Here is a 13161-nt window from a genome sequence, read left to right on the forward strand (position 1 = left end):
GAAAATTTTGGTGCCTTTTAGAAGGAAATTCCTCGTGTAAAGGTTAGGTTTCGAGGACGAAGTCCCAGCGGATTTTGACGGTGCCGTCGCCTTCGACGATACCCTTGGGAGGATTCGGGAATGGAGCGGCCGCGCGGAACGCTTCAATCGCAGCGTCATCAAGATCGCGAACACCCGAGTCGCTCAACACTTGCACGCGAACTAAAGTGCCTTTGTCGTTCAAAACGATCATCAACTTGGTGATACGGTCTTTGTTTGTTGCTGCAGGGGAGCGGCCTTCTTTGAACATCTTGGAAAGTTTTTCGCGCACGCGGCCTTCCCAGTGTTGCGCCAACTGTTTACGAATGCGGTTGTAGTAAGAGTAGTATTTAAACTCGCGCGTATTCAGTACAGTTTCGAGACCCGTTTCGACATCTTTGATGTAGTCGTTCGTTTGACTCTTTTCCGCGCCGGTGCCGGTATTCTGTTCACCGTTGCCTCGACCTTCGCCAAGACCGGAATCATTCGCCGCTTGTTTTTGACGTTCCAAGGCCTCACTCGCATCAAATCCCTTGAAAAGATTTTTCGCGATTTCTTTTTTTGCTTCTTCAGATTTAGCTACAGACTTCGCTTTACCGTCACCCTTAGGTCCAGTTTTTTCTGCCGAAGGTTTCTTTGTGTTTTGGAATTGTCCGCGCTCTGCAGCGACGGTCTGTTTCTTCACGACCTGATTTTTTGCGCTCAAGAAGCGTGAATTTTCAGGCACTTCTTCACTGGATGAAGTCTCGCTCTGTTCCACGATTTGATTGTTTGGCGAATAAGCTTTCTTTTGAAGAGCTTGCTCGGCAGCAGCTAATTTTTGAAGGTCTTCCGGGCTCAGAAAGTTGATGCTTACTGTTTCCTTTTTCGGAGCATCAGGGGTCAAGTTGTCAATCAAGAGAAGCGTTCCCACAACTAGAAAGTGGAATACTAGCGAAAGCAGTACATACATTCTGAAAGACGGTGACTTCATCATAAGACCTCACCCCTTTCTATCGGTAGTATGACACCTTAAATGAAGGGATTGGTAAACGCGTCCGCAAGAATGCGACTCTGGTCCAGGACCAGACTTTGACTCCTATGTCAGAGTTGGGTGAAAATGAAACATCTATGAAATTTGACTCGTGGTATCTGACAGATAAAGGGCTTCGGCGTGATTCAAATCAAGATTCGTGTCTGATCAATAGAGAGCTTGGCCTCTTTATCGTGGCAGATGGAATGGGAGGGCACTCCGGCGGGGAAGTGGCTTCCAGTATGGCGGTGGAAACCGTCGAAGAAATCATGTTGCAACCGGATGCGCAAAAAAAATCTCCGCGCGAATTGATTCTTCAATGCTACGAAGAGGCATCCAAACGCATTTTCGATAAAGCGGCGAATGAACGGCCGGAGCTGGCGGGGATGGGCACCACGATGGTGATGGCTTATATTCGCGGCAAACATCTTTACGTTGGAAACGTCGGTGACTCTCGCTGTTATTTATTCAAGCGTCCTTATCTTTGGCAGATCACCGAAGATCATTCCTTGATCAACGAGCAATTGCGCGCTGGCGTGATGAGTGAAGAACAAGTTCGTCAATTTGTGGGACGAAACGTCATCACTCGCAGTGTGGGATACGAGCGCGATGTGTATCCCGATATCATTGAGAGAGAGATTTTTCCTGGAGAAATGTTCTTGATGTGTTCCGATGGACTCTCGGGTCTTGTGGAAGATGGGCGCATCTCTGAAATTTTAAATCAAAATACACCTGACAAATCAGTCAAAGCTTGTGTAGAACAAGCCCTAGCAAATGGCGGAGACGACAACGTCACAGTCATGCTGCTGCATTTTCACGAGTAGTTCTTAAGGAGCCCTGGAGTTGGATAAAAAGAAAGTCACGCTGTTTATTGTGAGCAATCAGACGGGTAAGACCCGTAAGATTGTGCTCTCGGCTGCATGGCTGAAAGCGATTTCTTTTATCTCGGCGGTGGTGATTATTATTTTCGCCGCGGGTCTCGTGGATTATTTCGGTTTGCTTTTGCAGGCGATGGAAAATAAACGTCTGAAAGCTGAAAACGCGCAACTCATTAAGCAGTTCCAAGTCGTTGAAAGTAAAGTTAGCGCTCTTGAAAATTCCTTAGAGCGCGTGAAAACATTTACAACCAAATTGAAATTGATCACGAATGTCGATGCGGAAGACCGTATCACGAAGCTGACGATGGGACCAAAGCCGGCAGCAGGTCAGCAGGTTGAAGAATACGAACCAATGGAAGCTCGTGTTGAAGGTGAAGTACTTGAAGAGCAAGATGAAGTCTTTGCGAACAAACGTCCATTGAACGATCAAGTGGGTGAGCTGGCCGACGAAGCGGCTGATAAAGATTACGCCTCTTTGGTGGTGCGAATTGATAAAGCTGTTAAAGAGACTCAGTTGAAAGAACAAAGTGTCATCGATCTTTGGGAAAGTTTGTCAGAACGCCAAAGTTTGTTGAACTCGACACCGAATATGAAACCGGCAAAAGGCTGGATTACGTCACGCTTTGGTTATCGTGTGTCTCCGTTCTCGGGTAAAACAGCGTTGCATGCGGGACTGGATATCGCGGCGGCTCCGGGGTCTCCGGTGTATGCGCCTGCGGATGGTGTCGTGGTGTTTGCAAGTTACGATGAATCTTACGGTAAGTTGATTACGATCGATTACGGTTATGGCGTGACCACACGTTTTGGTCACTTGTCGCAAATTTACGTTCAAGTAGGTCAGCGTGTCAGTAAATGGGACGTTGTCGGAGCGGTCGGTAACACGGGACGTTCGACAGGGCCGCACTTGCACTATGAGGTGCGTATTAACGGGACGGCCGTTGATCCTATCAACTACATCCTTGATGAGTAATGACATAAAAACCGTCATTTGACTGGAATCTCCCTTTTCATCTCGCGAGAATAGAAGTGAAGAGCGAGGTGAAAAATGACAATCTTCATATTCCCTTTCATTCTGCTTTTATTTGCGTGGAATTCGTTGGCGGCTCTTCCTCCTCAGTTTTCTGAATGTTTTGTCGAGAACAGCTCGACGAATCTTTCCGTCACGGATCTTAAAGACATCGCGCGTGTTTCTAAAGTCACGTACTGCCAAAACCAGGTAGGACTTGTCGGTAAGCCAGAGACTTTGGATCTTTTGCGCAGTCCGAATATTCAAGTGGGAATTTCTGTGTCCCGCACAAGTTATACGGCCACTGATTTTGTTGATTTGGCGCGAGCGGGTTCTTACGTGCTTTATGTCGATGGAACGCGGCTGCCTTTAGCGGATCTTATTACGATCGCGAACGCCGGCGCTCAGCTGGTTGTTGTCTCTGCGTCTGCGGGCCTTTCCAAAGCCGACTTGCTGGCCCTTGCGGCGGCAAAACCTTTTATTCTTAATGTGAACTCTCTGCTCACGCGAATCGATCTGCGAGACTATGTGACGGCAGGAATTCAAGTGGTGATTCGCGCATCGCAATCAGGTCTTTCGCGCGCTGATATCATGGAAGCGGCCCAAGCAAATGCCAATATGGTCACGCTGATGCCTTAAAGAAAAAAGGCCGACCGTGCAGTCAGCCTTTTCCGGAGAGAAGTTAGGAAAAAGGTACCTGGTACCTTTTTCATACGAAAGGAAGCAGGTACCTATTGGTTCATCACTGAAACAGCAGGCATTGGACATTGCAAAGCTTTGAGCTTTTGGCTCACGAGGTTTGCATCAGCTTGATAACCTTTTCTGATCAATGTGTCTTTCGCTTGGTTCACGACAGATTTCACGTAAGTCGTGCCGTTTAATTGCGTCATGCCACGGCAAGCGTTAACGACAGAAGAATCCATTTTCACGTCCAACACAGGGTCGATCATGTCACAGAAGAACTGGACAGCACCCAAGTGATCGATAGAAGCAGACCAATCCAACCAAGCGGACTCAAGCTGTTGGCAGGCGATTTCGTGTTCGCGAGATCCCATCTCTAGGTTTTTCAAATTGAAGTTACCAAGAGCTTGAGAAATCTTTAGGCTGTCCGTTTGAACTTTTGGATCTGTGTAAGGCATACCGCTGATCGTGTATTTTGTCGCTTTGCCACGACCCGCCTCCGTCAAGCTGTAAGAGCCGTTGCGAAGAGCGCGCATACCCGTGATAAATGCAGAGATAGCTTGGTCATGCATTTTCTTCGTATGATCAATCCAAGCAAGCACTGGCGGATTGCCGAAGCCCCAAGCGCTGCGTGAACCGAAAAGACCGGCTTTCAAATTCACCATACGTTGCGCAAGTTCAGAGCGATCGATGATCGAGTTGTCTTTAGAAAGTTCTTGCATCGCTTTTTCAACACGTTTGATCGTTACTTTTTCAACTTCAATACGAGCGTATTGAACTTTCCATTGACGGTACTCTGCACTTCTTGAAAGTTCGCTTTCAAGATCCGCTTTTCCTTTATTAACAACAGAGCTTGTCATTGCAATAGCCTGACGAACGCCCGACAACCATGAACGACCCGCGTTTGCACAAGATTTAAGAGCGGATTCGTCTTCAGTCGCTTTGACAGCCAAAGAAGCGATCTTCTTCATCGAGTTCACATGCAAAGTGCTCATTGTCACGGCCTGAAGTTTTTGCGCGCGATCACCTTGCGCTGTTGCTGCCGACAAGTTCAAGAAAGCAGAAGAAGGGAATGTCTTGCCATCTTGCGCCCAGTTCACAAGCTCATTCGACAACATACAAACCATCAAATCGTCGCTGTTCTGAGCGATTTGCGTTTCAACTGTCAGCAAGTCCGCGCGATCGTTCACCATTTGATTTTCGATAGCGAGAGTCACTTTTGTCGCCGTGTCTTTATATTTCAAAAGAGCAGAAAGTTCGCGTGATGGCGTACCGAATTTAGCATTGTAAAGCTCGACATTTTGCTCAAGCTCTTGCGTGATCTTGTCGATCTTTCCACTTTGAGCCAGTTGCATGAAACGAACTTTCTTAGCCACCTTCGTGAATTGACATGTGTTCTGAAGAACCGCTTTACGGTGTTCAGGGTTTGTCATATCCAAAGTATTCTGATCGATCATTTTCGCAATCGCAGAGATCCCGCTTGTTGCAACCGCGCCACCGATAACGAATGGCAATGCCGGAGCTAAAGCCGCATTCATAGAAACCGCGAAAAGAGCGTAAGGCGCAAGACCGTTAATGACGTCGTTCAACGCCAAAAGCACTTTACCTGTCGACATTGTTTGACGACCGCATTTTGAATTGAGGAAGTTGTTATTATTAACAATGTCACCCAAGTTTCCAACTGCGGTAAGTGCCGCCGTGATTGTCGGTTCGATTTGCGCCGTATTCACAGAAGCAGCGTCTTGTGAAGCCATCAAAGTTTGAAGAGCGGAAATACTTTCTTTAATAGTCTTACCATTGTCTTCTAAAGACTTCGCAGACGGAGAACCCGTACATTCTGGAGAAGCCTTCACTTCTTTATTTAAAGAATCGATCGCCGCGATTAATTCTGCGTGAGGACGATTGTCAAACAACGGACAGCTATAAGCCTCGGGAACTTTCGCCGCATTCATTTTTGCGCCAGAAGTAGACTGAGGACGCGTTGTATTGCGGTTGCTGTTATTATTGCCGGAATTATTATTGTTTCCGGTCTTCCCTGGCGCCGGAGTTACCGGAGTGGTGGGAAACAAACCTGTATCGTCTTTGTCGTTATCCTCTGGAAAAAGATCGAGAGGGAAAGACGCCGTTCCGGTATTTGCCGCCATCGCCACATGAGGGACGTGGGGCAAAATGAAACTTGCGGAGATGGCAAATGCCATCGCACTTCTCTTTACGTACTTCAGTTTCATAGAATCTCCATTGTTTAACTTTTCTCCAAGTAACCATTTACGCGTGTCAATTTGAGGCACTCAAACAATCGCAGCGAAACCTAACTCGCTAGAATCACTGCAATTCATCTAAACTCCGCACATAGACCCACTACTTCGCGTGGACCTAAGTGCAAAGACAGTGCTCACCTGACTCGATTTGAAACAGGTACATGGGCCTGTCGCAAAATTCCGTCACTTGCGTGGACGGTAGACGCCTTTTGCCCCTTTTCGAAAGATTCTTTTGTTATTTGCTTATTATCTCGAAATTAAAGGGACCTTGTCCGCGGGGCATGGAACGCTCTTTGAATAGGATCATAGGTATGAAATGGATCATGTCGATCTTCTTATCTTTAGGTTTTACCTGCGCTTGCTGGGGCAAAGTGGATATCAGAACCACGAAGCGCCTCATTATTCCTAAAGATACGGTGACACCTAAACTGACGAAAGAAGATGTGGCGAAAGTCATTCCTCTGGATATTAAAGAGGGCGACAGCACAGGCCAGGTCATGAATCGTATTGCAGACCGCTCATTTAATCTTTGGTTTAATTCTTCTGCCGTTAAATCCAGTGCTATCGGTCGTCTGGCTGAAGAAACTCAAGAAAAATTAAAAACAGATGTCGTGGTTCCTGCTTCCACTGCGAAAGGAATCAGTCACAAATTTTCTTTCCGTATTGAAGCTTTCCAAGCATTAGCAAAAATCGAATATACGGGCTGGTTGAAAGCGGCTGTCAACTACGACGCAAAATCATCAGAAACAAATATTTTCTTTAAAGAAAAAGTTCTTGAAAACAAAGACCTCATCGTGAGCCATAAGGCAGATAAGACCCAAGGCCTCTCGATGGTCGGTCTAGCCTGGTCATTCTAAACGCGTGTCTTTTATCCTTGTGTCCTTGGTCTTGTGCGCCTACGCTTAATTCATGGAAAAAATCGTTTTTATCTCTGGAAAAAGAACTCCTTTTGGGGCCTTTGGCGGATCTCTTAAGGATGTATCAGCAACAGATCTTGGTGTGGTTGCCGCCAAAGCCACTCTTGAACAAGCCGGTCTCTCTCCTGAAAAAATTGATCATGTGATTTTCGGCAATGTCGTCCAGTCGAGTGCGGATGCCGCGTATCTTCCTCGTCATATCGGTTTGAAGACCGGAGTGCCTGTGAATGTGGGCGCTTTTGCCGTCAATCGTCTGTGTGGCAGCGGTTTTCAATCGTGGGTGAATGCATTGCAAATGATTCAATGTGGGGAAGCGTCTGCGGTTCTTGCCGGCGGCGTTGAGCAGATGTCATTGATTCCTTACGTCGCTCGCAAAGTGCGTTTCGATGGTATGCGCATGGGGAACTTTGAACTTGAAGATCTTATGACTTCCGCATTGACGGATGCCTACGCGAAAATGCCGATGGCGATCACCGCAGAAAACTTGGGCGAGAAGTACGGCATCACGCGCGAACAGTGTGACAAGTACGCGATTCAATCGCAACAAAGATATAAAGCGGCCAACGACAAGGGATACTTCGCGCAAGAAATTGCACCTGTGACGGTTGAAGGACGCAAAGGAACAGTTGTTGTCGACAAAGACGAACATCCGAAACCGGATTCGACTCTTGAAAAATTGTCGACACTTAAATCTCTCTTTAAGAAAGACGGACTTGTAACGGCGGCCTCGGCTTCTGGTATTGTTGACGGAGCGGCTTGTTCGCTTCTGATGAGTGAATCTAAAGCTAAAGAATTAGGTTTAAAGCCGATGGCACGTATCGTGAGTTATGCTTCCGTAGGCTGTGATCCGACGATTATGGGGATCGGTCCTGCCGGAGCCGCGCGCTTGGCTTTACAACGCGCGAATATGACGTTGGAGCAAATGGATTTAGTGGAAGTGAATGAAGCCTTTGCCGCTCAATATCTTGCGGTGGAAAAAGAACTCAAACTGAATCCGGCAAAAACAAATGTGAACGGGGGCGCGATTGCCGTTGGTCATCCCTTGGGAGCTTCCGGCACACGCATTATGAATCACTTGGTTTATGAGCTTCACCGTCGTAACGGAAAATACGCGCTGGGCTCGGCCTGTATCGGTGGCGGTCAAGGCATCGCGATTATTATTGAAAGGCTCTAATGGAAAACGGATTTAATCTTCGCGAACGAACAGCTTTGATCGTCGGGCCTTTTACGACGACTGTGCAAAGTTTGATGATGGGCCTTACACAAATGGGTTCGGATTGCGTACTGCTGGATTTTGACAATGTGGCAAGCCAGCGCTTTTGCAATCAAATCAACGACGCTCGCGAAATTAATCCAAAGTTTGGGCGTGCGATCAGTATCAAATCTCCTATGAAAACTCCCGAAGACATCAAAGACGCCGTGGGATCCGCGGCGCACTCTTTCGGCAGTGTGGATTTGTTCATCGATGCGCAAGCTTACAATAAACCGAATCGTTATAAAATCGGTGATCCCTTAAGCTACTTAGATGATGAAGTTCAGCATAACTTCAAAAGTACGGTGATGTTGACTCACGCCGTTTTGAATTTTCTCAAGAACCGCAAAAGAGGCCGTATCCTTTATCTTTTAAACGAAGTGTATCCGGATCCGATTCTGGCGGGCGCACGGGGAGCTCTTGTTCCCTTTGCTCAGTCTTTGGCAAAACAAGTAGCCGAGCACAACATCACAGTGAACGTTCTGAAATTGGGACTAACGGAAGAGTACATCTTGGCGATGCATCCGGAAGCAAAATCCATTAAAGAAGCTGTCGAAAAACTTAAAGAGAAAGAACCGCATCTGAAAATCACGGAGCCAGAGAAGATCACAAATACTGTGACCTATCTCGTGAGTCAGTATGGTTCTGCCGTCAATGGCCAAGTCATCTCTTTGTCTTAAAGCTTAAGGCCTTTCAAGATTTGATCGCCTTTTGCGAAATTCTCTGGCGCGACGTAGATTCTGTCGATGATACGAGCGCCTTCGTAACGCTGGAAGATTTCTGTTGTCTGATTGATCGGCGCAGGTTGAGCCCAGCGGTCATACTGATCCACAACGTAAATTTGCAAAGCTCTCTCTTCCGGAGAAGCCGTATGATACTTCGAAAGACGTGCTTTCGAGCTTGTGCGAATTACTTCAATACCTTCCGCTTCCAAAGCTTTCTTAATAAGCTCCGGTCTTTCAGATTCTGAAGTGTTGTGCTGCTCGATCAAAACTTTGAACGGTTTTCGTTGCGCAATTCTTTGCGCCCACGGATTGGCCGCGCTCGTAAGATGTTCATGCAGACGATAGTCATTATAACGTGTGTATTCGTTGATATCTCCCGGCAAAACGAAAGTGCAATCCGGGGACGTTAAATAACGATTGAGCATCTCTTCGTAAATGATGCTTTTGTGATGGCAGTACACCATCAAGTGCATATGATGGCGCGAAATCAAAAAGTCGTCGAATGAATAAAGCGCGCGGCGATTCAACGCTAAATACATTTTGTTATCGCGGCGGTGGAAAGTCATATTCTGGATCAGCCATGAAAGATCAATTTTTCCGTAGTTTGTTCCGCAGAAATAACTGTCTCTTTCCAAATAATCCATGCGGTCGACATCCAGCTCGCTGGATACCAACTGACTTAGGATAGGACGAAAGTCCACGCCGCCATCGACGAAGAAATCATCAGGGCAGTGCAAAGACTTATCGATCAGACATGCGACGTGAATCGGTTCAATGTCGGGGAATTGTTCAGAAATAGTCTCTGCGATTTTCGAATCCGTCACATATTTAATTGTATAGTCTTCGTGATTGGCGCGACGGTTACGATTCATTACGGTGTGCGCTTCGTTTCCGTACTTTTCCTGCTCTTCGTAGATTTTGATTTTTAATTCGGACAAAGCGGGCATAACTTGCTCTGTCGTGTGGCTCAATGGACCATGTCCCACGTCATGCAAAAGAGCCCCCAAGCGCAAGACTTGGCGGAAGCGAGTTTTAACGGAAGGTTTTGTAAACGGATAGACACGGAAAATCGCATCGAAAGTTTCACCTGCCAAATGTCCCACGCCGACGGAGTGAATGTAGCGGTTGTGAGTTGCTCCAGGAAAGCTGAACTCTGCATAGCCGAGTTGTTTAATGGCGCGAAGGCGTTGGTATTCGGCGGTATCGAGGACGGCCACTTCAGGATCTGAGTAGTAAATTGAACCGTGAACGGGATCTCTGATTTCCATTAAGTAGCCTCCGAAGTCATCTGATGCAGGAAATAGCTTTCACCCAAGGGTATGTCAATGCAAACCTTGTGTCATTGGAAAATGGAAAAGCATTTTAAAATCAATGACTTAGTGATTTCCCGCGTCTTTTGAAAACCTCGACTGTGGGCTAGATTTGTAAAAAATTGAGACGTATCACTTTAGGATTTTCTGAAGAGACCGATCAGTAAGGTAAGCGAATGAACTACCCATGGTACCAAGAATGGTGCCCTGAGTTTCAAGGATCGAAACTCAGCAAATCTTCAAGGAGGAGGAATTATGGGGTTAAGAATTAATACGAACACAGCTTCGTTGAATGCTCAGAGAGTTCTCTGGGGAACGAAGATCGGTCTTGATAAGAGCATGGAAAAGCTCGCTTCAGGATTCCGTATCAACCGCGCTGGTGATGATGCTGCCGGACTCGCGATTTCTGAGAACTTAAGAGCTCAGGTTCGTGGTTTGAAACAAGCTTCACGAAATGCGCAAGATGGTATCTCTCTCGTGCAAGTAGCCGAGGGTTCAATGAACGAGATCTCTTCGATCTTGATTCGTTTGAGAGAATTGGCAGTACAAGCCGCTTCTGATACGATCGGTCCAGTAGAAAGACAATTCCTCAATGTGGAATACGATCAACTTGTATCAGAGATCGACCGTATCTCCGAAGGTACAGAGTTCAACGGAACTCAGTTGCTAGCGGGTGTAGGTTCTATCTTGGATTTCCAAGTTGGTACTAGAAACAACCCAGAAATCGACCGTATCTCTTTCGATGCTTCTAAAGCGGATGCAAACTCTGCAGCATTGGGAGTGAACTTGACGTCAGTATCAGACAAAGCTTCTGCACAGAATGCTCTTTCTGCGATTGACCAAGCGATTGTCAGCGTATCAGCAATGAGAGCCGACTTCGGTGCGATCCAAAATCGTCTTCAATCAACGGTTTCGAACATTCAAGTATCCGTTGAGAACATGTCAGCTGCGAACTCTCGTATCAGAGACGTGGATGTAGCTGAAGAGACGTCTGAAATGACTAGAAATAATATCTTGTTGCAAGCAGGTACTAGCGTACTAGCACAAGCGAACCAACAAGCTAACGTAGCACTTGGACTCTTGAACAAGTCATTCTCTTAATCGATGAATGACTTTGGTTCCCGATCTTATCTTCAATGATCAAGATCACCCTCAAGAGAACCGTCGTATAGACGGCGGTTCCGAGTGTATATAAGCCCGAAGCTCTTTTTATAGAGCTGACTTTGATCTGTTTCCTGCGACCGAGGCCGCCGATAAATCGGCGGACCTCAATTTTGGAAATCAGACGTTGGATATTTGAAATTGAATGCTTCGTATGAGAAGTGTCCGTTAGTTAAAGAACTCTTTTTTTGAGTTCAATGTTTTGAGAAATTGGGTCTTTTAGGAAAAGTTTTTCCTGTCTTTTTGTTTCGTGCATTTCTTTCTCTTGGCGCGAAGTTCTTCGAAAAAAATAATTCATCTGAAAATAAAAAAGAAAACGCAAAATCTGGACTCGAGCGGTTGCTATTTTTTTCCGAAAAGTTTGGTGGAACCTTGTATCGCAAGTTCCGTTTATTAATTTAACAGGTGCACGGATCGCGCCTTATGCCAATGGATGGCAAAGTTTCACGGAGGAAAAGAAGTATGCAGGGAGGATAGAATGGGATTAAGAATCGGTACCAATGTGGCAGCGTTGAATGCTCAAAAGAATTTGTACATGACACAAATCAACGCGAATCGCTCAATGGCAAGATTGGCTTCTGGAATGAGAATCAATCAAGCAGCGGACGATGCCGCGGGTCTTGCGATCAGTGAAAACCTCAAAGGTCAAATTAGAGGTATGAGACAAGCTAATAGAAATGCCAATGATGGTATCTCATTAGTGCAGGTCGCAGAAGGCAGCTTGAACGAAGTTTCAAATATGCTCATTCGTTTGAGAGAATTGGGTGTACAAGCTTCCTCTGACACAATTGGTGACACAGAAAGAAAGTTTTTGGACGTTGAGTACCAACAGTTGAAATCAGAGATTCAGCGTATTACTGAAGCGACGGTTTACAACGGTTACGAATTACTTAACGGCACAGGTGGAATGATCGACATTCAGGTCGGCGTAAACAACGACCCTTTCCGTGACAGAATCAGCTTCAACGCTGGTGCTGCTAACGCCTCACTCGAGTCCTTGGGATTGGTGGCTGAAGGTGTAGGGACAAAAGAAGGTGCTCAGCTGAGCATGGATGTAGTAGATCAGGCACTCACTTCGGTGAATGCGATTCGTGCGAACTTCGGTGCTTTACAGAATCGTCTAGTATCAACATCAAACAACTTGTTGATCGCGGATGAAAATTTGTCAGCAGCGAATTCTCGAATCAGAGATACTGACGTAGCGGCAGAGACTTCTGAAATGACGAGAAACAACATCTTGTTGCAAGCGGGTGTTTCAGTTCTAGGTCAAGCGAATCAGTCTCAACAATTGGCCTTGAAACTTTTGGGCTAATTGCAAAGTTCATTTCCAATGGAAAGGTGGTTCCGGTGAGGAACCGCCTTTTCTTTTATTCAAGGGTGTCCACTTCATGGACGCCGTCTATACCAATCCATTGAGTTTAAGAGAATCTTCCCTCGGAAACTACGGCTTACAAAGCCGCAATTATGAAAATCCAGAATTTTAGGTTATAAAAGCTCCGCATTTTTAAATAAGGAGTTTTATATGAAAAAGGTGATTCTTTTAGCTTCTCTTTTCGCGTCTTTCACGGCTCATGCTAATGACCGTTATGTTCCTGTCGTTTCCTGCGTCGGTGAAGGTGTCAGCTTGCTTGTAGTAGAAGGTGGTTTGGCAGGTATTCCAATGATCCAGCTTCAGCGCACTGAAGAAGGTGTGACGTCTTCAGAAAATCACTATGTAAGAAGAGCGGATGCTCAAGGCCGTATTGGCGCTCCAACAACATGGGTTGGTAAGAAAGTCGCTTTGACGGTGAACTTGACGACGGCTCCAGCGAAAGACGGTTCTCGTCCAGGCGTGCTTTCGATTCAAGAAGGCAAACAAACGACAAAACTTAGCGTTTCTTGTTCGCGCCTCTAAAAGATCTCTATTAGCTCAGTGTCCACAGAAAAGATGCCAGGCCCTATTT

12 protein-coding genes are annotated in these 13161 nt (G+C 46.3%); 9 read left to right on the forward strand and 3 right to left on the reverse strand.

Going from position 1 to position 13161, the window contains the following annotated elements; translation table 11 throughout:
* Positions 1 to 43: 43 nt before the first annotated feature.
* Positions 44 to 994 (reverse strand): energy transducer TonB family protein, encoded by a 951-nt coding sequence (locus tag QJS83_RS17370; protein ID WP_284606738.1) that lies wholly within the window; start codon positions 992 to 994, stop codon positions 44 to 46.
* Positions 995 to 1128: 134 nt separating this feature from the next.
* Here QJS83_RS17370 and QJS83_RS17375 point away from each other — a divergent pair, with 134 nt between their 5' ends.
* The 3 genes from QJS83_RS17375 (at position 1129) to QJS83_RS17385 (ending at position 3553) form a co-directional block, all read left to right on the forward strand.
* Entirely contained in the window at positions 1129 to 1854 is a 726-nt protein-coding gene (locus QJS83_RS17375) for a Stp1/IreP family PP2C-type Ser/Thr phosphatase (RefSeq protein WP_284606739.1), read from the forward strand.
* 19 nt (positions 1855 to 1873) lie between these two features.
* Positions 1874 to 2878, forward strand: a complete 1005-nt coding sequence (locus QJS83_RS17380; protein ID WP_284606740.1) for a M23 family metallopeptidase — start codon at positions 1874 to 1876, stop codon at positions 2876 to 2878.
* 75 nt (positions 2879 to 2953) lie between these two features.
* Positions 2954 to 3553 carry a hypothetical protein gene (locus QJS83_RS17385; RefSeq protein ID WP_284606741.1) on the forward strand — a complete coding sequence of 200 codons (600 nt, stop codon included), beginning with the start codon at positions 2954 to 2956 and terminating at the stop codon, positions 3551 to 3553.
* Positions 3554 to 3645: 92 nt separating this feature from the next.
* Here the strand turns inward: QJS83_RS17385 and QJS83_RS17390 are convergent, their stop codons facing one another.
* On the reverse strand, positions 3646 to 5823 hold the full coding sequence (locus QJS83_RS17390; protein WP_284606742.1) for a hypothetical protein: 2178 nt from the start codon (positions 5821 to 5823) through the stop codon (positions 3646 to 3648).
* A 341-nt stretch (positions 5824 to 6164) separates the two neighbouring features.
* Between QJS83_RS17390 and QJS83_RS17395 the strand changes: the two genes are divergently transcribed.
* The 3 genes from QJS83_RS17395 to QJS83_RS17405 are packed head-to-tail and all read left to right on the forward strand — an operon-like array spanning position 6165 to position 8702.
* Positions 6165 to 6710 (forward strand): hypothetical protein, encoded by a 546-nt coding sequence (locus tag QJS83_RS17395; RefSeq protein ID WP_284606743.1) that lies wholly within the window; start codon positions 6165 to 6167, stop codon positions 6708 to 6710.
* 52 nt (positions 6711 to 6762) lie between these two features.
* Positions 6763 to 7944 (forward strand): acetyl-CoA C-acetyltransferase, encoded by a 1182-nt coding sequence (locus QJS83_RS17400; RefSeq protein ID WP_284606744.1) that lies wholly within the window; start codon positions 6763 to 6765, stop codon positions 7942 to 7944.
* Positions 7944 to 8702 carry an SDR family oxidoreductase gene (locus QJS83_RS17405; RefSeq protein WP_284606745.1) on the forward strand — a complete coding sequence of 253 codons (759 nt, stop codon included), beginning with the start codon at positions 7944 to 7946 and terminating at the stop codon, positions 8700 to 8702. The genes QJS83_RS17400 and QJS83_RS17405 overlap by 1 nt, the downstream gene beginning before the upstream one ends.
* On the opposite strand, the gene QJS83_RS17410 is transcribed toward QJS83_RS17405, so the two are convergent.
* Positions 8699 to 10015 (reverse strand): HD domain-containing protein, encoded by a 1317-nt coding sequence (locus QJS83_RS17410; RefSeq protein WP_284606746.1) that lies wholly within the window; start codon positions 10013 to 10015, stop codon positions 8699 to 8701. The two genes, QJS83_RS17405 and QJS83_RS17410, sit on opposite strands and share 4 nt — an antisense overlap.
* A 297-nt stretch (positions 10016 to 10312) precedes the next feature.
* On the opposite strand from QJS83_RS17410, the gene QJS83_RS17415 reads away from it, so the two are divergent.
* The 3 genes from QJS83_RS17415 (at position 10313) to QJS83_RS17425 (ending at position 13112) form a co-directional block, all read left to right on the forward strand.
* Positions 10313 to 11158 (forward strand): flagellin N-terminal helical domain-containing protein, encoded by an 846-nt coding sequence (locus QJS83_RS17415; protein ID WP_284606747.1) that lies wholly within the window; start codon positions 10313 to 10315, stop codon positions 11156 to 11158.
* A gap of 538 nt (positions 11159 to 11696) precedes the next feature.
* The gene (locus tag QJS83_RS17420) at positions 11697 to 12530 is read left to right on the forward strand and encodes a flagellin N-terminal helical domain-containing protein (protein ID WP_284606748.1); all 834 of its coding nucleotides are present in this window, start codon (positions 11697 to 11699) and stop codon (positions 12528 to 12530) included.
* A 210-nt stretch (positions 12531 to 12740) separates the two neighbouring features.
* Positions 12741 to 13112 carry a hypothetical protein gene (locus tag QJS83_RS17425; protein ID WP_284606749.1) on the forward strand — a complete coding sequence of 124 codons (372 nt, stop codon included), beginning with the start codon at positions 12741 to 12743 and terminating at the stop codon, positions 13110 to 13112.
* Positions 13113 to 13161: the final 49 nt, after the last annotated feature.

The sequence above is a fragment of the Bdellovibrio sp. 22V genome (assembly GCF_030169785.1).
GTDB lineage: Bacteria > Bdellovibrionota > Bdellovibrionia > Bdellovibrionales > Bdellovibrionaceae > Bdellovibrio.

Coding starts and splice junctions, on each gene's coding strand:
- QJS83_RS17370 (WP_284606738.1), bottom strand. CDS start 994: ATGATGAAGTCACCGTCTTTCAGAATGTATGTACTGCTTTCGCTAGTA.
- QJS83_RS17375 (WP_284606739.1), top strand. CDS start 1,129: ATGAAATTTGACTCGTGGTATCTGACAGATAAAGGGCTTCGGCGTGAT.
- QJS83_RS17385 (WP_284606741.1), top strand. CDS start 2,954: ATGACAATCTTCATATTCCCTTTCATTCTGCTTTTATTTGCGTGGAAT.
- QJS83_RS17390 (WP_284606742.1), bottom strand. CDS start 5,823: ATGAAACTGAAGTACGTAAAGAGAAGTGCGATGGCATTTGCCATCTCC.
- QJS83_RS17395 (WP_284606743.1), top strand. CDS start 6,165: ATGAAATGGATCATGTCGATCTTCTTATCTTTAGGTTTTACCTGCGCT.
- QJS83_RS17400 (WP_284606744.1), top strand. CDS start 6,763: ATGGAAAAAATCGTTTTTATCTCTGGAAAAAGAACTCCTTTTGGGGCC.
- QJS83_RS17405 (WP_284606745.1), top strand. CDS start 7,944: ATGGAAAACGGATTTAATCTTCGCGAACGAACAGCTTTGATCGTCGGG.
- QJS83_RS17410 (WP_284606746.1), bottom strand. CDS start 10,015: ATGGAAATCAGAGATCCCGTTCACGGTTCAATTTACTACTCAGATCCT.
- QJS83_RS17415 (WP_284606747.1), top strand. CDS start 10,313: ATGGGGTTAAGAATTAATACGAACACAGCTTCGTTGAATGCTCAGAGA.
- QJS83_RS17420 (WP_284606748.1), top strand. CDS start 11,697: ATGGGATTAAGAATCGGTACCAATGTGGCAGCGTTGAATGCTCAAAAG.
- QJS83_RS17425 (WP_284606749.1), top strand. CDS start 12,741: ATGAAAAAGGTGATTCTTTTAGCTTCTCTTTTCGCGTCTTTCACGGCT.